General features: G+C 30.6%; 20 protein-coding genes and 1 pseudogene. 19 read left to right on the plus strand and 2 right to left on the minus strand.

Annotated features, from left to right (window positions below; all coding sequences use genetic code 11):
* Positions 1 to 400: 400 nt before the first annotated feature.
* The 10 genes and pseudogenes from ACKVOV_RS02785 (at position 401) to ACKVOV_RS02830 (ending at position 9,781) form a co-directional block, all read left to right on the plus strand.
* Positions 401 to 1,240 (plus strand): annotated as a pseudogene (locus ACKVOV_RS02785) (1,4-dihydroxy-2-naphthoyl-CoA synthase).
* Positions 1,241 to 1,286: 46 nt separating this feature from the next.
* A complete protein-coding gene (locus ACKVOV_RS02790) occupies positions 1,287 to 1,802 on the plus strand; it encodes a PH domain-containing protein (RefSeq protein WP_409205255.1) in 516 nt (171 codons plus the stop codon).
* Positions 1,802 to 3,304 (plus strand): PH domain-containing protein, encoded by a 1,503-nt coding sequence (locus ACKVOV_RS02795; RefSeq protein WP_409205256.1) that lies wholly within the window; start codon positions 1,802 to 1,804, stop codon positions 3,302 to 3,304. The genes ACKVOV_RS02790 and ACKVOV_RS02795 overlap by 1 nt, the downstream gene beginning before the upstream one ends.
* Before the next feature lie 18 nt (positions 3,305 to 3,322).
* Positions 3,323 to 4,252 (plus strand): 1,4-dihydroxy-2-naphthoate octaprenyltransferase, encoded by a 930-nt coding sequence (menA, locus tag ACKVOV_RS02800; RefSeq protein ID WP_409205257.1) that lies wholly within the window; start codon positions 3,323 to 3,325, stop codon positions 4,250 to 4,252.
* Between the two features lie 39 nt (positions 4,253 to 4,291).
* Positions 4,292 to 4,969, plus strand: a complete 678-nt coding sequence (locus tag ACKVOV_RS02805) for a metal-dependent hydrolase (protein WP_409205258.1) — start codon at positions 4,292 to 4,294, stop codon at positions 4,967 to 4,969.
* A 184-nt stretch (positions 4,970 to 5,153) separates the two neighbouring features.
* The gene (locus tag ACKVOV_RS02810) at positions 5,154 to 6,353 is read left to right on the plus strand and encodes a tetratricopeptide repeat protein (protein WP_409205259.1); all 1,200 of its coding nucleotides are present in this window, start codon (positions 5,154 to 5,156) and stop codon (positions 6,351 to 6,353) included.
* A gap of 143 nt (positions 6,354 to 6,496) precedes the next feature.
* Positions 6,497 to 7,552 (plus strand): o-succinylbenzoate synthase, encoded by a 1,056-nt coding sequence (locus tag ACKVOV_RS02815; protein WP_409205260.1) that lies wholly within the window; start codon positions 6,497 to 6,499, stop codon positions 7,550 to 7,552.
* A gap of 143 nt (positions 7,553 to 7,695) precedes the next feature.
* Positions 7,696 to 8,400 carry a hypothetical protein gene (locus tag ACKVOV_RS02820; protein ID WP_409205261.1) on the plus strand — a complete coding sequence of 235 codons (705 nt, stop codon included), beginning with the start codon at positions 7,696 to 7,698 and terminating at the stop codon, positions 8,398 to 8,400.
* A gap of 11 nt (positions 8,401 to 8,411) precedes the next feature.
* The gene (locus ACKVOV_RS02825; protein ID WP_409205262.1) at positions 8,412 to 9,092 is read left to right on the plus strand and encodes a hypothetical protein; all 681 of its coding nucleotides are present in this window, start codon (positions 8,412 to 8,414) and stop codon (positions 9,090 to 9,092) included.
* A gap of 5 nt (positions 9,093 to 9,097) precedes the next feature.
* On the plus strand, positions 9,098 to 9,781 hold the full coding sequence (locus ACKVOV_RS02830; protein WP_409205263.1) for a lysoplasmalogenase family protein: 684 nt from the start codon (positions 9,098 to 9,100) through the stop codon (positions 9,779 to 9,781).
* Here the strand turns inward: ACKVOV_RS02830 and ACKVOV_RS02835 are convergent.
* Together ACKVOV_RS02835 and ACKVOV_RS02840 are read right to left on the minus strand one after the other, a co-directional pair.
* Positions 9,778 to 10,692: a bifunctional metallophosphatase/5'-nucleotidase gene (locus ACKVOV_RS02835; protein WP_409205264.1), complete on the minus strand. Its 915-nt coding sequence runs from the start codon at positions 10,690 to 10,692 to the stop codon at positions 9,778 to 9,780. The two genes, ACKVOV_RS02830 and ACKVOV_RS02835, sit on opposite strands and share 4 nt — an antisense overlap.
* A 30-nt stretch (positions 10,693 to 10,722) precedes the next feature.
* Positions 10,723 to 11,511 carry a 5'-nucleotidase C-terminal domain-containing protein gene (locus ACKVOV_RS02840; RefSeq protein WP_409205265.1) on the minus strand — a complete coding sequence of 263 codons (789 nt, stop codon included), beginning with the start codon at positions 11,509 to 11,511 and terminating at the stop codon, positions 10,723 to 10,725.
* A 57-nt stretch (positions 11,512 to 11,568) separates the two neighbouring features.
* Between ACKVOV_RS02840 and ACKVOV_RS02845 the strand changes: the two genes are divergently transcribed.
* The 9 genes from ACKVOV_RS02845 to ACKVOV_RS02885 all read left to right on the plus strand — a co-directional run.
* Positions 11,569 to 12,087: a DUF6913 domain-containing protein gene (locus tag ACKVOV_RS02845; protein WP_409205266.1), complete on the plus strand. Its 519-nt coding sequence runs from the start codon at positions 11,569 to 11,571 to the stop codon at positions 12,085 to 12,087.
* 4 nt (positions 12,088 to 12,091) lie between these two features.
* Positions 12,092 to 12,973 (plus strand): 4-hydroxy-tetrahydrodipicolinate synthase, encoded by an 882-nt coding sequence (dapA, locus tag ACKVOV_RS02850; protein WP_409205267.1) that lies wholly within the window; start codon positions 12,092 to 12,094, stop codon positions 12,971 to 12,973.
* 99 nt (positions 12,974 to 13,072) lie between these two features.
* On the plus strand, positions 13,073 to 13,867 hold the full coding sequence (locus ACKVOV_RS02855; RefSeq protein ID WP_409205268.1) for an outer membrane protein assembly factor BamD: 795 nt from the start codon (positions 13,073 to 13,075) through the stop codon (positions 13,865 to 13,867).
* Between the two features lie 8 nt (positions 13,868 to 13,875).
* The gene (locus tag ACKVOV_RS02860; protein ID WP_348076003.1) at positions 13,876 to 14,190 is read left to right on the plus strand and encodes a DNA-directed RNA polymerase subunit omega; all 315 of its coding nucleotides are present in this window, start codon (positions 13,876 to 13,878) and stop codon (positions 14,188 to 14,190) included.
* A gap of 7 nt (positions 14,191 to 14,197) precedes the next feature.
* Positions 14,198 to 15,406, plus strand: a complete 1,209-nt coding sequence (coaBC, locus tag ACKVOV_RS02865) for a bifunctional phosphopantothenoylcysteine decarboxylase/phosphopantothenate--cysteine ligase CoaBC (RefSeq protein WP_409205269.1) — start codon at positions 14,198 to 14,200, stop codon at positions 15,404 to 15,406.
* Positions 15,399 to 16,286 carry a DUF4835 family protein gene (locus ACKVOV_RS02870; RefSeq protein ID WP_409205270.1) on the plus strand — a complete coding sequence of 296 codons (888 nt, stop codon included), beginning with the start codon at positions 15,399 to 15,401 and terminating at the stop codon, positions 16,284 to 16,286. The genes coaBC and ACKVOV_RS02870 overlap by 8 nt, the downstream gene beginning before the upstream one ends.
* A 9-nt stretch (positions 16,287 to 16,295) precedes the next feature.
* Positions 16,296 to 17,948, plus strand: coding sequence for a DNA repair protein RecN (gene recN, locus ACKVOV_RS02875; protein ID WP_409205271.1), 1,653 nt, complete (start codon positions 16,296 to 16,298; stop codon positions 17,946 to 17,948).
* Positions 17,949 to 18,002: 54 nt separating this feature from the next.
* Positions 18,003 to 19,193, plus strand: coding sequence for an enoyl-ACP reductase FabV (gene fabV / locus ACKVOV_RS02880; protein WP_409205272.1), 1,191 nt, complete (start codon positions 18,003 to 18,005; stop codon positions 19,191 to 19,193).
* 142 nt (positions 19,194 to 19,335) lie between these two features.
* Positions 19,336 to 21,941 (plus strand): fibronectin type III domain-containing protein (locus ACKVOV_RS02885; protein ID WP_409205273.1); only part of this gene is annotated, 2,606 nt, incomplete at its 3' end.

The following is a 21,941-nucleotide window of genomic DNA, read 5'->3' on the forward strand; positions in this document are numbered from 1 at the left end:
GTGTCCTTTGGTTCAACCATAGATGCTACTGTGTCAGTTTTTATACTATCTGCAACTTCTTGAGTAACTTGCTCATTAGTCATTTGATTATCATTAGATTTTTCAACTTTTTTATTACAACTTGTAACTAATGTACCAAATGTAAGAGCGGTAATCCAAACAATTTTTTTCAAAAAAACTTTTTTTAAGTTAATAAATCAGTGAACGAATTAATAATTTTAAATCAATGTAAAAAATTGATTTTCAGTACATTAAATTTAGTAAATAATCAAATACAATATTAGTAAAAGCATGTTTATTTTTTAAAATTTAACATTCTAATACTAATTTGTAAGATTCTTTTTAGGAATTAATAGTTGTTTAGTACAAATGAATTATTTTTACATTAAAATAAAGAAGCATGAATAAAATAGATTGGAAAACTGTTAGAGAATTTGAAGATATAACTTATAAAAAATGTGATGGTGTAGCTCGAATAGCTTTTAACCGTCCTGATGTACGTAATGCTTTTCGACCTAAAACTACGGCAGAATTGTTACAAGCATTTCACGATGCGCAAGAAGATACTTCAATAGGTGTAGTTTTGCTTTCGGCTGAAGGTCCATCGAGTAAAGATGGCGTATATTCATTTTGTAGTGGAGGAGATCAGAAAGCTAGAGGACAACAAGGTTATGTAGGTGAAGATGGTTATCATAGGCTTAATATTCTCGATGTGCAACGACTCATTCGATTTATGCCAAAAGCGGTTATTTGCGTTGTTCCAGGTTGGGCTGTAGGTGGGGGTCATAGTTTACATGTTGTTTGCGATTTGACTTTAGCTAGTAAAGAACATGCTATTTTTAAGCAAACTGATGCTGACGTTACAAGTTTCGATGGTGGTTATGGTTCTGCTTATTTAGCTAAAATGGTAGGTCAGAAAAGAGCACGAGAAATTTTCTTTTTAGGGAGAAATTATTCTGCACAAGAAGCTTTCGAAATGGGAATGGTAAATGCTGTAATTCCTCATGATGAACTCGAAGATACTGCTTATGATTGGGCACAAGAAATTTTAGCAAAATCTCCAACATCTATTAAAATGTTAAAATTCGCTATGAATTTGACAGATGATGGTATGGTAGGTCAGCAAGTATTTGCTTGAGAAGCGACTCGATTGGCTTACATGACTGAAGAAGCTAAAGAAGGAAGGGACGCATTTTTAGAAAAACGCAAACCTAATTTTGAAAAAAAGTGGCTACCTTAGTTTACAAATAATTGAATCAAGAAATAATCATCTTTCTTTAATATAAATGGAAAATTTTACAAATGAAACTCTAGATACTACCAAACTTCCTAAATTTGAAGAAGTACAGTTTACAGCTTTGCAAGCTACTTATTGGAAAGTTATGCTAATAAATAAGTCTATTGTCTTTTCTATTTTAGCAATCGGATTATTTTTTGTTTTTTATAAAATTGATGAAATACTAGAATTTAAGCTACAAACTTTTTTTGTTTTTATTTTCTTGATATTTCTTACAATTTTATTGTCAAGAATAAGTTTTAAGAAGAAAGGATTTGCATTTAGAAATCATGATGTTATTTATAGAAGCGGAATAATTGCAACAAATACTATTGTGATTCCTTATAATAGAGTGCAACATGTTGCTTTGCATGAGGGATTAATCTCTAGATATTTTGGATTGGCTAAAATCGAAATATTTACGGCTGGTGGAAGTTCTAGTGATATAGAAATACCAGGAATAGCTAAGAATGAAGCGGAAAATATTAAACAATTGTTGATGGGTAAAATTCAAAAACAACTGTAATGGAAAGTAATTTCAATAAACCACAACGTCAGTCATCTATTGGTGTTTTGGTGATGTTTTTTGAAACTTTGCGACAATATATTCGTGCTTTTTGGCCAGTTTTTGTTATTTGGATATTTAAATTCAATGAGATAAATAAGCTTTATTTTTTTTTAGGAATATTGGTTGTTTTTATAGGAGTTGCTATTATTTCTTATTTGAAATATTTAAACTTCACCTTTTATTTAGATCATGAAAATGATGAGTTTATCATTAATGAAGGTATTTTCAATAAAACCAAAACTACGATTCAGCTCGATAAAATTCAACAAGTAAATATCAACCAGTCATTAATTCAAAGAATTATCGGAGTTTATGCTCTCGATGTAGATACTGCTGGTAGCAATACAAAAGAAGGAAAAATAAAAGCAATCTCACATCTTCTAGCATTAGAATTAAAATCTAGTTTATTAGAAAATGAAAAGAAACTAAAAAATATTCAAATAGAAGAGGATTTAACTTCTCCTTCAATTGTAATAGAACATCCTTTTATAAAAATTAGCTTTTTAAGTTTACTTAAAGTTGGAATTACATCAAACTATATAAAAAGCTTTTCGTTATTAATGCTATTTTTCTTTACTGTTTCAGATTATATAGAAAAATTTACTGGAAAAGATGTTATTCATGATGGAGACATTGAGAATTATGTTGATGGGAATTTAATTATTCAAACCTTCTTAATTGCCATTGTATTCTTAATCTGCTCAGTTCTGATTATTAATCTTGGGAGAATTATTTTCAAATACTTCGATTATAAAATAACCAAGCAAAAAGGTTCATTATTACTTTCTTTTGGTTTAATAAATACAAAAAGTACCATAATTAAGCCTGAAAAAGTACAAATCACAACAATTTCTAGAAATTATTTTCAAAAGAAAATGAATATCTTAGAGCTAAAAATAAAACAAGCAACTGGTGGCGAAAAAGAAGAAAGAAAATCTATAATTGAAATTCCAGGTTGTAATCAAAGAGAAAGTAACGAAATACTCAAATTGTTTTTTAAAAAAATCCCTACTAAGGGAGTTATGCTAAAACCTAATTTTCGTAAGCTTGTTTTTTCAATATTTCTATCAATAGTATTACCTTTAACAGCGTTTTTTATTTTCGGAAATTATGTTGAAGAACAACTGTTGAATTTTGCGTATTTAACACCTATTTATGCTGTTTTTGTGGGTTTAATACTCTATTTTGGATTCAGAAATTATAGATTATTTATAAACAATGATTTTATAATAAAACAAAGTGGCGCTTGGGATATAGATAATGAAATTATACAACCAATGAAAATTCAAGCCATCACAACATCACAATTGTTTTGGCATAAAAATGCAGATATTGGTTATCTAACATTGCACACTGCTGGAGGAAATTTAGCATTTCAGTTAGGAGATTATACAAAAATAAAAGAATATGTAAACCTTTGGTTATACGAAATAGAAATATCGGATAGCAATTGGATGTAAAAAATAAATAAACATAAAATGAAACATTGGATTGAAGCTGCAAGATTAAGAACATTACCACTTTCTGTCTCTGGAATAATGGTTGGGAGTTTATACGCATTGGCAAACCCAACAAATGATATTCTTACCCCAACTCAAGTGTTTAGCTGGACTATTTTTGGTTTTGCGATGCTAACGACATTAGGATTACAAATTCTTTCGAATTTTGCAAATGATTATGGAGATGGTATTAAAGGAACCGATAATGAAGAAAGAGTAGGGCCAATACGGGCCATACAAAGCGGTGTGATTACACCAGTAGCTATGAAAAAAGCGATGATAATTACAGCAACTCTAACTTTTATATCAGCTATTTTGTTAATTTATTTTTCATTTCATGACAAACATTTATGGTATTCTTTACTTTTCTTATCATTAGGTGTTTTAGCCATTGCTTCGGCTGTAAAATATACAGTTGGTAATTCAGCTTATGGTTACAAAGGTTTTGGAGATATTTTTGTATTTGTTTTCTTTGGTTTAGTAAGTACTTTAGGTGTGAATTTTTTGTATTCTAAACAATTTGATTGGCAATTAGCTCTTCCTGCATCGGCAATAGGATTATTAAGTGTTGGAGTGCTCAATTTAAATAATATGCGAGATGAGGATTCCGATCGGAAATCGAATAAAAATACATTAGTAGTTAAAATGGGTGGAGCAAAAGCTAAAATATATCATTATTGCTTGATTATTACAGCGATGGTTTTAGTTTTAATTTTTGCAATAATCTATAACGGAGTAGGTTTTAGAATCGATCAATACGCTTTTTTAGTAGCTTTTTTCCCTTTATTAAGTCATTTAAAAACAGTTTATTATTGTTCAGAACCACGAGCACTCGATCCTCAATTAAAAAAACTAGCCATTAGCACATTTTTATTATCGTTAATTTTGGCTCTGGTTTTAATTTTTTAAACTATTGGCTTTTGTTCTAATGCCTAAAAACTAAAAAAAATGAAAATAACCTTCTACGGACACGCATCAATAGGAATTGAAGTTGCTAGCAAACATATTTTAGTCGACCCATATATCTCTGCAAATCCAAAAGCCAACCATATCAATATTCATTCACTCAAAGCTGATTATATACTAATAACGCACGCTCACAACGATCATATTCTCGATGTCGAAGCCATTGCCAAACGCACCAATGCCGTAATCGTTTCTAATTATGAAATCGCTAATCATTTCGGAGACAAAGGTTTGAAGTATCATCCCATGAATCATGGAGGCAGTTGGAAATTCGATTTTGGAACAGTAAAGTATGTCAATGCCATTCACACCAGTTCATTTCTAGACGGTAGTTATGGCGGAAATCCAGGCGGATTTGTTATAGAAGGCGAGCATAAAAACATATATATTGCAGGCGATACCGCTTTAACAATGGATATGAAACTCATCCCAATGCGAACCAAACTCGATCTCGCTGTTCTTCCAATAGGAGATAATTTTACTATGAATGTCGATGATGCTATCCTCGCTTCCGATTTTGTAGATTGCGACAAAGTACTCGGATATCATTACGACACCTTCGGTTATATCGAAATAAATCACGACGAAGCCAAAAAGAAATTTTTCGATGCAGGCAAAGATCTCATGTTACTAGAAATAGGCGAAAGTATTAATTTATAATCAGGAGCTATTTCCCGCTATTCGTTACAATCTGTCATTGCGAGGAACGAAGCAATCTTAATATTGTGATTCGGCTCTCGCAATTACAGGATTTTCACTACTATCGGGGCTAGGGGATTCCAATCAAAACCATCTTCGTGTTTAAATTGGCACTTAAATTGCTCCAACAAACAAAATAAAAACAATGAAAACAATCAAAATAGCATTACTTTTCCTTACTAGTATTTCATTCGCTCAAGAAACAAGTGGTTATTGGGATAACCAACGAGTAACTAATAAAGAAATAAAACTTTCGGCAGGAGAAAGAACCCTTGTTAAGTCAGAAGATTTTCCAGACGGAACAACAGAATTCGTTTACCGAATCACCTTACTAGACGAAAACCAAAAAATGGTTTCTGATTTATCATCAGTACTAAAAGCGATTCCAGACCCTTATTTTATTGGAAAAGGAACGGGAGGAGCAATAGATCTAGCTTCTGCTATTTCAGGAACAGATAAATGTACTTATGCCATTTTTTCTGACAATAACAAAGCAACAGATTTTATAAAATTAGGAGATACAAAAAAATCATGTTTGTATCAGAACAACCCAATAAGTAAAGAAGTAAAAGTTATTTCGGTCGAAAAATCTACCTGTTTAATAGATGATTCTAAAACTATTTGGTTTGGTTTCGAAAGTAAGAATTGGATTTTAGGACAAAAAATTATCCTCGAAATTGTGCCTTGGGTAGATATAAAAGCAAGTAAAATATGGAATCAAACCAACAAAAAAATAGCTCTTAATTTTATAAAAACAACCGAAATAGCATCAAGATTACCCAATCCGGATACTTTTTGTTTCAATATAATCGAAAAATTACAGAATGAGTACAAATTTTCAGCATTTCAAAAACTATCAAACACAGAGAAACTATCTTTAATAAATAAATTTGAAGAGAAAGCATTGATAGAAACAAATACTATCGAAGTTTATAATAAAATTATTCGTCAAGAATCAAAAAACTTAGCTAAACAAGGAAAGTATGACGATGCAATTTTATTGGTGAATGATAAAATTATCAGTAAAAGCAAAGCGTCTGTTTTAGACTACAACACTTTAGGGGAGTTGTATATTTACACCAAACAATACGAAAAAGCGCTTAAAACGCTCAAAACTGCCGAAAATTTAGATTCTAGCGAACTTTTAGTGCAACTTAATCTAGCACACACTTATATGTTTTTAGATAAAATGAGTGAATCTCGAGAAATTCATAATAAGTACAAGGAACAAAACGTATCTACAAACCAGACTTGGAAAAATAAAACCATCAATGATTTAGATAAATTTCAGAAAGCCAATTTACCAAATGATAATTTCAAGAAAATTTTGAGACTGGTTGATTAAAAAAAAAAAACAATACTTTTTGTCATTCCGACGAAGGAGGAATCTCATCTTTTTTTTAGAATTAATTTATGAGATTCCTCCTTCGTCGGAATGACAAACTAGCTAAATATTATAAATTCAATAATTCAAAAATCTAAAATATTTTGAAAGCAACTTACCACAAATATATTCTCGATTTCAAAAAACCGTCAGGAACTTCAAGAGGTGTTTTAACTCAAAAAGAAACTTGGTTTTTAGTGTTGCAAAATGATGAAAAAAAGGGAATAGGAGAGTGTGGAATTTTGAGAGGTTTGAGTTGTGATGATAGACCTGATTATGAAGAAAAACTGCAATGGGTTTGTGATCATATTCACTTGGGAGAAAAAGCACTTTGGGAGGCTTTAATCGAGTTTCCTTCTATTCAGTTTGGAGTCGAAATGGCATTCCAATCACTAGCTTCAGAAACTCCTTTTTTATTGTTTCCTTCGGGTTTTACTTTGGGAGAAAAAAGCATTCCAATTAATGGATTAATTTGGATGGGAGAGGCGCAAGAAATGAAGCTTCAAATCGAGAAAAAAATAGCACAAGGCTTCAAGTGTATAAAACTTAAAATAGGCGCGATAGATTTTGATAAAGAACTAGAATTATTGCACTATATTCGTCAAAATTTCACTCCAGAACAAATAGAAATTAGAGTAGATGCTAATGGCGCTTTTAGCGAAATTGAAGCTTTAAATAAATTAAATAAAATATCTGGTTATCAGTTGCATAGTATAGAGCAACCAATACAAAAAAAACATACTGACAGTATGTCAGAGCTATGTAAAAACAGTAAAATTGACATTGCACTCGATGAAGAGCTTATAGGAGTGTTTTCTTATCAAGAAAAAGAGGATCTGTTGCTTAAAATTAAACCACAATATATCATTTTGAAGCCTAGTTTTGTAGGTGGTTTTCGAGGAACAAATGAATGGATTTTGTTAGCTAAAAAACACAATATTGGTTGGTGGATTACATCAGCTTTAGAGTCAAATATTGGGCTAAATGCTATTGCTCAATTTACCTTTCTGATGCAAAATGTAATGCCACAAGGTTTGGGTACAGGAGGTCTTTTTACGAATAATTTCGATTGCCCGTTAGAAGTAAAAAACGGACAATTATTTTACAATCCGAACTTAAAATGGACTGCTAAAACAGATCTTTTTTTTAGTAGTTTTTGAATTATTTTTAAGGTTTTTTTGCTTTATTAAAAAGCATACATTCATTAGTTAAATATTTCATTTTTGTCTTTATTTAGCATTCGAAATTATAGGTTTATTTGTGATAAGTTACAGGTTAAAAATTAATTTTGTAAGTTTATAATATGAAAACAATAAAGCCACCAATATTATTGTATATGATTTCAGGGTTTCTGTTTTTCTTGTCTATTGTTATAGATAATGAATATTTAACGTTGTTATCTAAACCTATTGTTTCGACTTCAATATTTTTCTATTATTTACAAGAAAGTCACAAAAAGGTTAATTTTTGGTTTTCGGCTGTTTTATTATTACTTTTTGTGAGTGGTATTTTTAATCTTTTTGAGGATGAGTTTGCCTTACAATATGTGATTTTAATAAACCTAATTGTGTACTGTATTTTGCTTGGGTTTGTTATTAGAAGCTTATTTGAAATAAATATAAAAATGTTAGATAATGTAAGTTTAACTTATATAATTTTAATGTTACTTTTCTTATCATGCTTGCTTTATATGTGTTTATTTTTAGTCTTCGACTCTTCTTCTGTTTTATATTTATACATAATAGTTTATAGCTTGGTATTACTAATTTTGGGTTTGTCAAATACAGTTTTGTATGTTTTAAAGAACAATGAAGAAAATGTATCGCTAATGATGGCAACTTTTTGTTTTATAATTTGCGATTTGTTTTATGTGATTTATTACTATTATTATGATTTTGTTTTTTTTAGATATATAAGTGTGTTATGTAATATTATATCGTTTCATTTTTTAGTAAAATATTTTTTATTAAGAAACAAAAGCACAGGTTTCAACAAAACTATTGGTTAAAAAAAAGTAAAATGAAAACTATAGCTCCATCATTAATTTTATATTTCATAGCTAGTTTCTTTTCAGTTTTAGCTGTTGTAATAAATAATGATTTATTATTATTAATTATGAAACCTGTTATTGTACCAGCTATCTTTTATTATTATTTGCAAAGTAGAAAAGGGAAAATTAATTGGATTTTTTTAATAATTTTGTTGTTCAATTTTATATCGGACATGATTGTTTTATTTGAACTACCAGAAGGAGATCTTCCGATTACATTACTAAATATGTTTAGTTATTTAATGTTCATATATTTTGCTGTCAAGGATGTTTCAATTAAAAATACATCAAGACTAAGGTTTTTTTCTTTTCTTTTGATGATAATAGGTTGTTTGGCTATTTTATATGTAGTAATAAGTTTGATGTCTAATTTAGACAATTCATCTCTTAATTTATATATTGTTTACGGAATTATATTGTGTTTACTAGCTTCAATTGTTGGTTTAAATCATTTAAATCAACCAAGCGAAAAAACATTTTATGCGGTAATTATGTGTATTTGTTTCATTATTTCTGATGCATTTTTTGCAGTATATAATTTTTATTTAAATATGGAAATTTTTATAATCCTTAATGTAATAGTTCAGTTTGCTTCATATTTTTATATGGTAAAATATGTAACAAATAATTCGGTACTTCAAGAAATATAATAAAAATGGAAAATAAACAAGAAAATATTATAAACAGAAACGAGGTTAACATTCTGATTTTAATGTTTTTTGTTGTTGTATTGGCAGAAGTTATTGCGGAGCTATTCGAATATACAGTTTTTATTTATATATTAAAACCATTACTAAGTCCGTTACTAATTACAATATACTGGAAGTCATCAAAAACTAGAAATAATTACTTTATAGCTGCTTTGTTTTTTGTACTAATAGCAAATGTGTTTTTTATTTCAAAAGAGTTTAGTTCTGCTCTATTGGGATCTATATTCTTTATGATTTATAGAATTTTAATTATATATATTGTTATAAAAATTATTAGAGTAAAAAGTTACTTACCTATTGTTTTAGGAAGTATACCATTTTTAATTCTTTTTTTATATGTTACAAGCCTAACTATTGATGAATTAGGAGATGGATTTTATATATATATTATGCAAATAATTTTTATGAGCTTTTTAGGTGGTTTTTCTCTAGCAAATTATATTATTAAAAATAATAAAATGAACTATTGGTTGCTAATAAGTTCTGTGTTATTTACTCTGATACAGTTTGTTCTTATAATAAGAATGTATTATATATCTATGTCAATTTTTCAACCTATTGCTATGTTATTATATGCTTTTGCTCAATTTTCGTTATATAAATTTATGATTTTATCAGAGGAAAATTAAATAATAATTTTCTTTCCACCAGCTGCAATATTATTTTTATTATCTAGATAAAAATCTATTCGACCTAAATTTATACCATAGCATCCAACTTGGTTTATTAGAACTTCTTTGCCTTCAAGATTTTTTTCGACAACAGGTTTATCTAAAAAAGTATGAGTGTGTCCACCAATTATTAAATCTATATTTTTTGTTTTTCTAGCCAACATTATATCAGAAGCTTTTTCAGGTTCATTTTTATAATCATAACCTAAATGAGACAAGCAAATAACAAGGTCACATTTTTGTTCTTCTTTTAGAATACGTGACATATCCTGTGCTACTTCAATAGGATTGTTGTATTTTGTTTCTTTGTATAATTTTTTATCAACAAGACCTTCTAGTTCAACTCCAAGTCCAAAAACACCTATTTTTATTCCGTTTTTTTTGAAAATTTTATAAGGTTTTACAATGGTGTCAAGCACTGTATTTTTAAAATCATAATTTGCAGATACAAAATCGAATTCAGCATGAGGCATTTGTGCAAGTAAGCCATCTATCCCATTATCAAAATCATGATTTCCTATTGTCACTAAATCGTATTTCATCATACTCATTAGTTTATATTCTAACTCTCCTCCGTAATAATTAAAATAAGGAGTTCCTTGAAAAATATCTCCAGCATCAAGAAGTAGTACATTAAACTCTTCTCGTCTTATTTGTTCGATAATAGCTGCACGCCTGGCCACTCCTCCCATATTTGGGTTTCTTGGGTCGGTGGCAGGAAAAGGATCTATATGGCTGTGTACATCATTTGTATGTAAAATAGTAATTTTTTTTGCGCTATTTGTTGTAAAACTACTTAATGATAATCCTCCAAGTGTTAGTAAAGTTGCACTTGCTGCAGTTTTCTGAATAAAATCTCTTCTTTTCATTGTTCCGTATTTATTAATCAGATTATAATATTATTGTTTCTTTAATTGAGTTACCTTAATTTTTTTAGTAATAGGAATGACATCTACATCCTTAAAATAGTCAATTAATATGTTTCTGAGTTTATAATCTAAATCATAGACTTTTATATTTTTCTTAAAAAAATTCATACTGTCTCCGCCACCAGAAAGATAATCAGATGTCACTACATAATATGTTTTTGTAAGATCTAATGGTTTGTCTTTTACTAGGATATCTTTTGGTTTGTTTGTTTCATCTATAGTAAATGTTATTCCAGAAATTGGATGTGGTTTTTTTTCTTTAATAAAATAATCTACAAATTCTGCTACTTGTTCACCTTTTAAAGCAACAACAACTGTAGTGTTTTCAAATGGCATTATTTCAAAAGCTGTTCTTGTGGTTACATTTCCTTTTGGAAGAATAGATCTAATTCCTCCATGGTTTAAAATGCAAATATCAATATCTAAATTTTCACGTTTTTTAAATATGGGATTAGTTTTGTCTAATGTTATATCTGCAAGGAAATCTCCAATGTTAGTTTGCCACTGACCTTTACTTTTTTCTAATGTTTCTGGACAAAAAGCAAGGACAGTGTTTAAATCATTGTCAATATGTGTTTTATAAGGAGCGATATAAGCATTATATTCTGCAAGAGAATATGCTTTTTCATTTACATTTATTTGTTTGCCTTCTATTTTTGCAACCTCTAGTTGAGCATAACAATTACTATTAAATGCGATTAACGTTAAAATTAAAACAAAATGTTTTAAAACAAGGACACTCTTTTTTACATTTACCATGACAATTGAATCTTATTTGATTAAATTTGTTTTTCAAGATTAATATGTAAAAGTAATATGTTTATAAGGTATATAAAAGAAATTTCGCTAAAAAAAATATTAAAAAGAAGTTTGCATAACGTAAAGCCAAGTTCATTACTAACTCCAATACAAACAGTAGGTGTATTAGTAGATGAAAGTTATTTTCCAGATAAAGAGCAACTTACAAAAGAATTAATCGCATGCGGGATTAAGGAAAACAACATAAAAATGATTGTTTTTAGAGATAAAATAAAAAAAAATGAAACTTTCTCTCAGCCTACATTTACTAATAATGATATGAGTTGGAAAGGAGATTTTAATCGTAATTTTATTACAGATTTTATAAATACACCTTTTGATATGCTAATAAGTTATTATGATACCGAAAAAGCACCGTTGTTGCTTATTACAAATCATTCGAAAGCCCTTTTTAGAGTAGGATTTTCTACTGTAGATAAAAGATTAAATCATTTAATGATTAATACTAATGCCGAAAACTATAAAGTTTTTGTTCATGAACTATTTAGATATTTAAAAATTTTAAACAAAATATAAAACCATGCAAGCATTTATTGGAACTGGAGTTGCCCTTGTAACACCGTTTAAAAAAGATTTTTCTGTTGATACCGAAGCTTTAAAACGTATTGTAAATTATGTTATAGACGGCGGAGTTGAATATCTAGTAGTTTTAGGTACAACTGCCGAATCAGCAACATTAACTCAAGATGAAAAAGAAGTTGTAATTGAAACAATAGTTGAAGCCAATAATGGAAGACTACCTTTAGTTTTAGGAGTTGGAGGGAATAATACAATGAAAGTTGTTGAAGAATTAAAAACAAGAGATTTTTCTAAATTTTCAGCAATACTTTCAGTTTCTCCATATTATAATAAACCCACTCAAGAAGGAATTTATCAACATTTCAAAATGGTTACTGAAGCATCGCCAATTCCAGTAATCCTATATAACGTACCAGGAAGAACAGCTAGTAATATGTCTCCAGAAACAGTTCTAAGATTAGCAAAAGATTTTAAAAATATCATAGGAATAAAAGAAGCGGCAGGCGATATTGTACAAGCAATGAAAATTATACAAGGTAAACCAAAAGATTTTTTAGTCATTTCTGGAGATGATATGATTACATTGCCTATGGTCTTGGCTGGAGGAGCAGGAGTAATATCAGTTATAGGTGAAGGTTATCCAAAAGAATTCTCCCAAATGGTTCGTCTTGGTTTGCAGAAAAAAGTGGATGAGGCTTATGCTTTGCATTACAAACTAATGGATAGTATCGACATGATTTTTGAACAAGGAAATCCAGGTGGTATAAAAGAAATTTTTAAATCATTAGGGTTGTCAGAAAACACAGTTCGTTTACCATTAGTTAGTGTTAATGAAAATTTAGCAAATAGATTAGATTTGTTTACAAAAAACCTTTCTAAATAACTTATAAATAAAGTTTTGTAGATTAGAATTAATAACTAAATTTGCATTTCGATTTTATGAACTCAAAAAGTCAATAAAAATCAATAGTTTCAAAAAAATATGAAGAATTTATTATATACATTCCTGCTTGTTGCATTTTTTTCCTCTTGTAGTGAATACCAAAAAGCGATTAAATCAGAAGATATCGAAGTTAAAACTAAGATGGCAACTAAGAAATATGAAGCTGGTAAGTACGAAAAAGCAATACGTCTTTTTGAGCAAGTTTCACCAGTATTAAAAGGAAAGCCAGAAGCTGAGAATGTTTTTTATATGTTTTCACAGTCTTATTATAAAACAGAACAGTATTATTTATCAGGATATCAATTCGAGAGTTTTGCAGCTTTATATCCTAAAAGTAAAAATGCTGAGGAAGCAGCTTTTTTAGGTGCAAAATCATATTCTAAATTGTCACCAGTTTATTCATTAGATCAGGTAGATACAGATAAAGCAATTAATAAACTGCAAGATTTTATTAATAAATATCCAAATTCTCAATATTTAGCTGATGCAAACGTAGTGGTGAAAGAATTAAGAGAAAAATTAGAAAAAAAGGCTTTTGAAATTGCAAAACAATATAATACAATCGAAGATTATAAACCAGCAATTAAAGCTTTAGATAATTTTATCGCAGATTACCCAGGAACACCTTATAAAGAACAAGCATTGTTTTATAAATTAAATGCAAGTTACCAATTAGCAATAAATAGTGTTCCATCAAAAATGGAAGATAGGCTAAATGTAGCAAAAGCGGCACAAGAAGCTTTGCTTAACTTTAATGCAAATACAGAATACAAAAAAATAGCTGACCAAATGTTGGTTAGAATTGATAAAGATTTACAACAATTTTCTAAATAAAAAAAGTCATGGATTTAAAAAAGACTACAGCTCCAGTAAACACAATTACTTACAACAAAACAGTAATTGAAGAACCAACTGGAAATGTTTATGAAGCGATTACCATAATGGCTAAAAGAGCAAATCAGATTAATGCAGAAATAAAAAAGGAACTAATTGAAAAATTAGAAGAGTTTGCTACTTATAATGATAGTTTAGAAGAAGTTTTCGAAAACAAAGAGCAAATTGAGGTTTCTAAATTTTATGAAAAATTACCAAAATCACACGCATTAGCTGTAGAAGAATGGTTAGAAGATAAAATTTACTACAAATCAACAAAATAAAACAACTATGTCTGTTTTAAGTGGTAAGAAAATAATACTAGGCGTTTCTGGTGGAATTGCCGCTTACAAATCAGCTTCGTTAGTTAGATTATTCATAAAAGCAGGAGCACATGTCCAAGTGATAATGACTCCTGCTTCTAAGGATTTTGTAACACCACTAACACTTTCTACACTTTCTAAAAATCCTGTTCATTCTTCTTTTTTTAATGAAGAGAATCAAGATGTAATTTGGAATAATCATGTCGATTTAGCACTTTGGGCAGACTATATTGTTATTGCTCCAGCAACAGCAAATACAATGTCTAAGATGGTTTCAGGTAACTGCGATAATTTGCTTATCGCTACTTATCTTTCGGCAAAATGTCCTGTATATATTGCACCAGCAATGGATTTAGATATGTACAAACATCCGTCTACAAAAGCTAATTTTGATGCTTTCGCAAAATTTGGAAACACTATTATTCCTGCCGAAAGTGGCGAATTAGCCAGTGGTCTTTCAGGAGAAGGGCGCATGGCAGAACCAGAAAATATCATTGCTTTTTTAGAAAAAGATATCGAAAATAAACTACCACTAAACGGTAAAAAAATATTGGTTACAGCTGGGCCAACTTATGAAGCCATAGATCCTGTTCGGTTTGTAGGAAACCATTCTTCTGGTAAAATGGGTTTCGATATAGCAATTGCAGCAGCCAATCTTGGTGCTCAAGTTATTCTAGTTTCTGGGCCAACGCATTTTCAAATTAAAAATCCATCAATAAATCTAGTAAAAGTTACTTCTGCTGAAGAAATGTATAATGCTTGCCATGAATATTTTAATGCTTCTGATGTGATGATTGCAGCTGCAGCTGTGGCAGATTATCGTCCAAAAAATATAGCCTCCCAGAAAATAAAAAAGAGTGAAGCTACGTTTACTATTGAATTAGAAAAAACCAAAGATATTTTGTTGTCATTAGGTCTAATCAAGAAAAATCAATTCCTTATTGGATTTGCTTTAGAAACCGAAAATGAAATTGAAAATGCAAAGCTAAAAATTCAGAAAAAAAACCTAGATTTGATTGTTCTTAATTCTTTAAATGATTTGGGTGCTGGTTTTGGAAAACCAACAAATAAAGTTACATTTATAGATAATAATTTTAAGATAGAACCACAAGAATTGAAATCGAAAGAAGAAGTAGCTATTGATATTGTAAATAAAATTGTCTCACATTATGCGTAAAATATTTGTTTTTTTGTTCCTGTTGTTTTTTGGGTTTATGCAAGCTCAGGAACTAAACTGCTCTATAACCTTCAATACAGATCAAGTTGCAGCTACAAATCAACAAGTATTTAAAACACTTAAAAAATCTCTAACAGAGTTTGTAAACAATACAAAATGGTCTGACCAGACTTATAAAGGAAACGAAAAAATAGAATGTTCTTTTTTCTTTACAATCACGACTTATAATGCCGATCAGTTTACAGGAACTTTACAAGTTCAGGCATCAAGACCAGTTTATAATTCGACATATATGTCACCAATATTAAATATAAACGATAAGGATATCAATTTTAATTATATAGAATTTCAAAATTTAACCTTCGATCAAAATTCATTCGATTCTAATTTAGTATCTATAATGGCATTTTATTCAAATTTAATTGTTGGTGTAGATGCAGATACATTTGCCCTCGAAGGAGGAACTAAATCGTTAGAAATTGCTCAAAATGTTGCAAATGTTGCCCAACAAAGTCAAATTAAAGGCTGGAGCCAATCAGACAAAAATCAGAATAGATATTTCTTAATAAATGATATGCTTTCGCCTACTTTTGTTTCTTTTAGAAAAGCAATGTATGAATATCATCTGAAAGCATTAGATAAAATGGCTGATAATCAGAAAGAATCAAAAGAAAATATAAAAATGTCTTTGAAAACGCTATCAGAAATTGCTGATTCAAGACCTAATGCTTATCTGACTAGAATCTTCTTTGATGCAAAAGCTGACGAAATACTTAGTATTTATACTGATGGACCAAAAGTTGATGTAACAGAAGTTATTAACACGTTAAATAGATTATCTCCAACAAATTCCAGTAAATGGGGAAAAATTAGCTATTAATTTCTCACTATGCTAACTTCATTATCTATAAAAAACTTCGCATTAATAGAACAGTTGGAAATGAGTTTTTCTGACCAATTTTCTATTATCACAGGTGAAACAGGTGCGGGAAAATCGATTCTTTTGGGAGCTTTAGGTTTAGTGTTAGGCAAACGAGCCGATTTAACTTCGCTAAAAGATAAAGAACAAAAATGTATTATTGAAGCACAGTTTCAAATATCAAAATATAATTTACAAGATTTTTTCGCTACAAACGATTTAGATTATGAAGACACAACAATTATACGTCGTGAGATTTTACCTTCAGGAAAATCTAGAGCTTTTGTAAATGATAGTCCAGTAAATTTGGCTGAACTACAAGATTTGAGCGAATTTTTATTAGATATTCATTCGCAACATCAAACACAAGAATTATCTAATGAAGTTTATCAAATTGAAATTCTTGATGCTATTGCGAACCATCAAAATTTACTTGTAGACTACAAACAAAATTTAGCTCAGTATAAATCTGCAAAAAGTGAATTAAAAAAATTGCATGCTGAAAAAGAAGCGTTATCAAAAGAACAAGATTATAATTCGTTTTTATTAGAAGAATTACTTTCAGTAAACTTAAAAGCCGACGAGCAAGAAGAATTAGAAAACATCTTTGAAAAGCTAAATAATGTAGAATTTATAAAAGAAGTTCTAGATAAATCATTAGCAATTTCTAATGAAGAACATGTAGGAATTATACAAAATCTTAAAGAAGTTAAAATTTCGTTGCAAAAAATCGCAGGATTATCGTCTGATTTTAAAGATTTGTTTGAAAGAGTTTCAAGTACATTAATTGAGTTTGAAGATATCTCTATCGAACTTTCTCAACAAGCAGAAAAATTAGTTAATGATCCAGAAAAATTAGATTTGGTTAATCAAAAACTACAAACAATATATTCTTTACAAAAAAAACATCAGGTAGAATCTATTTCCGAACTTTTAATTATTCAAAATGATTTAGATAGCAAATTGGTTTTGGTTGATGATTTAGAGAATCAAATTAAAAAATTAGAAAATCAATCAAACGAAAGCGTATTGATTTTAGATAAAATTGCTTCCCAAATTTCACAAAATAGGAGTAAGGCTGTTCCTGTTTTAGTAAATCAAATTACCGAAATTCTAACACAATTAGGAATGCCAAATGCTAGGTTTCAATTTGAAATTAATCAAGCGCAAAACTATTTACCATCAGGAAAAGACGAGGTTCAATTGTTGTTTTCGGCTAATAAAGGAACAAGTTTTGGCTTACTTAAAAAAGTAGCTTCTGGCGGAGAAATGTCACGAATTATGTTGGCTGTTAAGGCAATTCTAGCTAATTATTCGAAATTACCAACCATTATTTTTGATGAGATAGATACAGGAGTATCGGGAGAAATAGCACATAAAATGGGTGATATAATGAAAGAGATGAGTAGTAAAATGCAAGTTTTTGCCATTACACATTTGCCACAAATTGCTGCAAAAGGAAACCAACATTATAAGGTTTTTAAATCATCGGAAGGCGAAAATACTATTTCGGAATTGAAATTACTATCTCAAAATGAGCGAGTTGTAGAAATTGCCGAAATGTTATCGGGGAAAGATATTTCAGATTCAGCACTTAATCATGCAAAATCATTATTAAACTAAATTTTTTTAATAATTTTGTTTAACAAATAAACATACCAACAAATAAAATAAAAAATGATAATAGAACCTAGAATGCGAGGATTTATTTGCCTTACAGCACATCCAACAGGTTGTGAGCAAAATATAAAAAATCAAATAGCTTACGTTAAATCTAAGGGACATATAGAAGGAGCAAAAAGAGTTTTAGTTATTGGAGCTTCGACAGGTTTTGGTTTGGCTTCAAGAATTACAAGTGCTTTTGGTTGCGATGCTTCTACGATAGGGGTTTTCTTCGAAAAACCAGCAGCTGAAGGGAAAACAGCTTCGCCAGGATGGTACAATTCGGCAGCTTTCGAGAATGAAGCGCATAAAGCTGGTTTGTATGCAAAAAGTATTAATGGAGATGCATTTTCAAATGAAGTAAAACAACAAACAATTGACATGATTAAAGCCGACTTAGGTCAGGTAGATTTAGTTATTTATAGCTTAGCATCACCAGTTCGTTTGCATCCAATAACAGGTGTATTACATCGTTCGGTTTTAAAACCAATAGGAAGTACATTTACCAATAAAACCGTCGATTTTCATTCAGGAAAAGTTTCGGATATTTCTATAGCTCCTTGTGAAGGTGATGATATCGAAAATACTGTAACGGTTATGGGTGGAGAAGATTGGTCTATGTGGATAGATGCTTTAAAAAAGGAAAATTTATTAGCAAAGAATGCTACTACAATTGCTTATTCTTATATAGGACCAGAAGTTACCGAAGCTGTATATCGCAAAGGAACAATCGGTAAAGCAAAAGACCATCTAGAAGCAACTGCTTTCTCTATTACCGATAGTTTGACAGATTTAGGAGGAAAAGCTTATGTGTCAGTAAATAAAGCATTAGTAACACAAGCGAGTTCAGCCATTCCAGTTATTCCTTTATATATATCATTATTATATAAAATTATGAAAACTGAAGGAATTCACGAAGGTTGTATAGAGCAAATGCAAAGATTGTATTCACAAAGATTATATACTGGAAATGCAATTCCTACCGACGAAAAAGGAAGAATACGTATAGATGATTGGGAAATGAGAGTGGATGTTCAGGAAAAAGTGGCCAAACTTTGGTTAGAAGCTACGACCGAAACTTTACCTCAAATAGGAGATTTAGAAGGATATAGAAAAGATTTTCATAATCTTTTCGGATTTGGGTTTGAAGGAGTAGATTATAAAGCTGATACTGACGAAGTGGTAAATATTTCAAGTATAGGATAATAATAGCAAAATACTTTAAGATATTTAAAAACCATGAATGTATTTCATGGTTTTTTTATGTTTTTTGTCGATATACTGATAATAATTTAACAATTGATTAATATTTTTTATATATTGCATACTTAAATTAAAGTATATAAACATGAAAAAAATTACATTATTATTAGCTTTTATGTTGGCTATTGTCACGGAAGGCTATTCGCAAGTTAGCGGTTATGCTTTTTCAGGATCGACGGAAGCATACACAGCAGTTGTGGGAACTGGTTCTTCTGCAGCTGGAGATGACGGAATTGAAAATGGAATTCCAATTGGTTTTACCTTTAAATACGATGGAGTAGATTACACCCATTTTTGTGTTAGCACAAATGGATGGATTAAAATGGGTGACGCAGCAACTACGGGTAATACGGGTACTGCTAATTATTCAAATGCTTTCTCTCCAACTGCTAGCAATAGACCATTAATAGCTCCATTTTGGGACGATAATAATTTAGGTACTGGAAATATTCAGTATGCAATTACTGGAACTGCTCCAAATAGAATTTTAGAAGTTGGTTGGGATAATGTTAATATTGGTGGAAGTGGTTCTACCAGTACTACAGCATTTGCTTCTTATAAATTGCGTTTATACGAAACTACAAATGTTATCGATTTCGTATATGGATCTGTTATGGATGCAGCTGGTACTTTAAGTGCTTCTGTAGGGTTAAATGGTTCTTCATCATTTCTAAGTGTTACGCCTTCTGCTGCTTCAACAGCATCTTCAAGCACAGCGAATAACTCAATATCTGCTACAACAAATTTGGTTGGGAAAAAATATACATTTACACCACCTACTTGTTCTGCGCCTGGAGGATTAGCTGTAAGTACTATAGCGACAACTAGCGCGACAATTTCATGGACAGCAGTAGTGCCTACACCTGCAACAGGTTATGAGTATGTTGTTTCTACATCAAATACTACACCAGTTGTTTCAGGTACTGCTACAACAGCTGTTTCAATTCCTTTAACTGGATTACTTCCAGCAACTACTTATTATGTATTTGTAAGATCTAATTGTGGTAGTGGTTTTAGCGCTTGGAGTTCATCTGTTGCTTTTGCAACACTTTGTGTATCTGTTACTGCATTTACAGAAAATTTTGATAGTGTTACAGCTCCTAATTTCCCAGTTTGTTGGGCTAGAGTAGGAACTGGAGGTAATACAAATATACAAACAACAAATCCAAGTTCTGGGGTAAATACAATGTATCTTTATGGTTTTACAGGTAGTCTAGGGGTTGTTAAAATGGTGCCTATTTCTAATATGGGAGCAGGAACTCATAGATTAAGATTTAAAATGAGAGGTAATTTTACCGCAGGAGACGATGTCGAAGTTGGATATTTAACTGATCCTAATGATGATGCTACTTTTATAGCTTTTACATCTTTTAACGCATCAACTTTAACGTATGCAGATTTTTCTTATGCTCCAGTTGCAGGAACTTATTCTGATAATTTGGCTTTTAGACATACAGGAAACTTAGGATTGAGCGTATTGATAGATGATGTAGTTTGGGAGCCAGTTCCAGTAGGAGCTCCAGCATGTGTTACATTAACTACGCCAGCAAATGGTGCAACTAGTGTGTCAAGTTCACAGGTAACTTGGGCAAGTAATGTAGATGCTACGGGATACAAAATAAAAGTAGGTACAACACTTACAGGATCAGAATTTTTAGCATCAACAGATGTTTTGAATGTGACCACATATAACTTAGGTGCTTTGGCATCAGGTACAACTTATTATGTTACAATAACTCCTTACAATGCGACAGGTGATGCAATAGGATGTACAGCTTCTAGCTTTACTACTTGTGCTTCAAATAGTACATTGCCTTGGATAGAAAACTTTGATGCTTTAGCAACAGGAACAAATATATTCCCTTCTTGTTGGGCATACACAAATGCATCGAGTACTTGGTCAATATCTACTGCGCCAGTTGCACATAGTGGAGCAAATTCGTTAAGAAGAACATGGGGAACAGATGGTTGGGCATTTACGCCAAAAGCAACTCTAACAGCTGGGACATCATATACTTTTAGTTATTTTGTTAGAACTAATGATACAACTGTTGGCTACGATATAACACTTGGTGTTGGTACAGCTCAAACAGATGTTGCAATGACAACTATCTTGTCTACTCAAGCAGGATATCAAGATCCAGCTTGGACTTTAGTTACAAACGAGTTTACACCTACAGTATCTGGAGATTATTCTTTCGGAATAAATGTTGTAGCGGATTTTGCACCAAATGGAATAAACTTTGATGATTTTAAACTTGAAGTTACTCCAGCTTGTGTGTCACCAAATCCAACAGTTAGTAATATTACTTCTACTTCAGCTGATATGGCTTGGAGTGCAATTTCAGGAGCTGTAAATTATGAATATGTATTGGATAATGTAGTAACAAATCCTGCGGGTTCTGGAACATTAATTACTCCAGTTACATATCTTGCATCTGGCTTAACTCCTGGTACACAGTATTATTTTCATGTTAGAACTAATTGTGGAGCTGGCTTCAGCACATGGTCAACAATAACATTTACAACTTTACCATCACCACCAGTAAATGATAATTGCTCTGGTGCTACAGTTTTAATTCCAGCTGCAGATTATGCAACAGGATCAACAGTTGGTACAATAGTTGGAGCTACAGATTCATCTACAGAGCCTGTTCCATCATGTGCTTCTTATGTAGGTGGTGATGTATG

Origin of the sequence: Flavobacterium sp. (genome assembly GCF_046153165.1) — a bacterium.
In the GTDB taxonomy this organism is placed as follows: Bacteria; Bacteroidota; Bacteroidia; order Flavobacteriales; family Flavobacteriaceae; genus Flavobacterium.

What these genes read in the sequence shown, in the direction of transcription:
- ACKVOV_RS02805 (WP_409205258.1), top strand. Translation starts at nt 4,292, where the DNA reads ATGAAAATAACCTTCTACGGACACGCATCAATAGGAATTGAAGTTGCT.
- ACKVOV_RS02835 (WP_409205264.1), bottom strand. Translation starts at nt 10,692, where the DNA reads ATGAAAAGAAGAGATTTTATTCAGAAAACTGCAGCAAGTGCAACTTTA.
- ACKVOV_RS02790 (WP_409205255.1), top strand. Translation starts at nt 1,287, where the DNA reads ATGGAAAATTTTACAAATGAAACTCTAGATACTACCAAACTTCCTAAA.
- ACKVOV_RS02820 (WP_409205261.1), top strand. Translation starts at nt 7,696, where the DNA reads ATGAAAACAATAAAGCCACCAATATTATTGTATATGATTTCAGGGTTT.
- ACKVOV_RS02825 (WP_409205262.1), top strand. Translation starts at nt 8,412, where the DNA reads ATGAAAACTATAGCTCCATCATTAATTTTATATTTCATAGCTAGTTTC.
- ACKVOV_RS02830 (WP_409205263.1), top strand. Translation starts at nt 9,098, where the DNA reads ATGGAAAATAAACAAGAAAATATTATAAACAGAAACGAGGTTAACATT.
- coaBC (WP_409205269.1), top strand. Translation starts at nt 14,198, where the DNA reads ATGTCTGTTTTAAGTGGTAAGAAAATAATACTAGGCGTTTCTGGTGGA.
- ACKVOV_RS02795 (WP_409205256.1), top strand. Translation starts at nt 1,802, where the DNA reads ATGGAAAGTAATTTCAATAAACCACAACGTCAGTCATCTATTGGTGTT.
- fabV (WP_409205272.1), top strand. Translation starts at nt 18,003, where the DNA reads ATGATAATAGAACCTAGAATGCGAGGATTTATTTGCCTTACAGCACAT.
- dapA (WP_409205267.1), top strand. Translation starts at nt 12,092, where the DNA reads ATGCAAGCATTTATTGGAACTGGAGTTGCCCTTGTAACACCGTTTAAA.
- ACKVOV_RS02860 (WP_348076003.1), top strand. Translation starts at nt 13,876, where the DNA reads ATGGATTTAAAAAAGACTACAGCTCCAGTAAACACAATTACTTACAAC.
- ACKVOV_RS02840 (WP_409205265.1), bottom strand. Translation starts at nt 11,511, where the DNA reads ATGGTAAATGTAAAAAAGAGTGTCCTTGTTTTAAAACATTTTGTTTTA.
- recN (WP_409205271.1), top strand. Translation starts at nt 16,296, where the DNA reads ATGCTAACTTCATTATCTATAAAAAACTTCGCATTAATAGAACAGTTG.
- ACKVOV_RS02810 (WP_409205259.1), top strand. Translation starts at nt 5,154, where the DNA reads ATGAAAACAATCAAAATAGCATTACTTTTCCTTACTAGTATTTCATTC.
- ACKVOV_RS02845 (WP_409205266.1), top strand. Translation starts at nt 11,569, where the DNA reads ATGTTTATAAGGTATATAAAAGAAATTTCGCTAAAAAAAATATTAAAA.
- ACKVOV_RS02870 (WP_409205270.1), top strand. Translation starts at nt 15,399, where the DNA reads ATGCGTAAAATATTTGTTTTTTTGTTCCTGTTGTTTTTTGGGTTTATG.
- ACKVOV_RS02855 (WP_409205268.1), top strand. Translation starts at nt 13,073, where the DNA reads ATGAAGAATTTATTATATACATTCCTGCTTGTTGCATTTTTTTCCTCT.
- menA (WP_409205257.1), top strand. Translation starts at nt 3,323, where the DNA reads ATGAAACATTGGATTGAAGCTGCAAGATTAAGAACATTACCACTTTCT.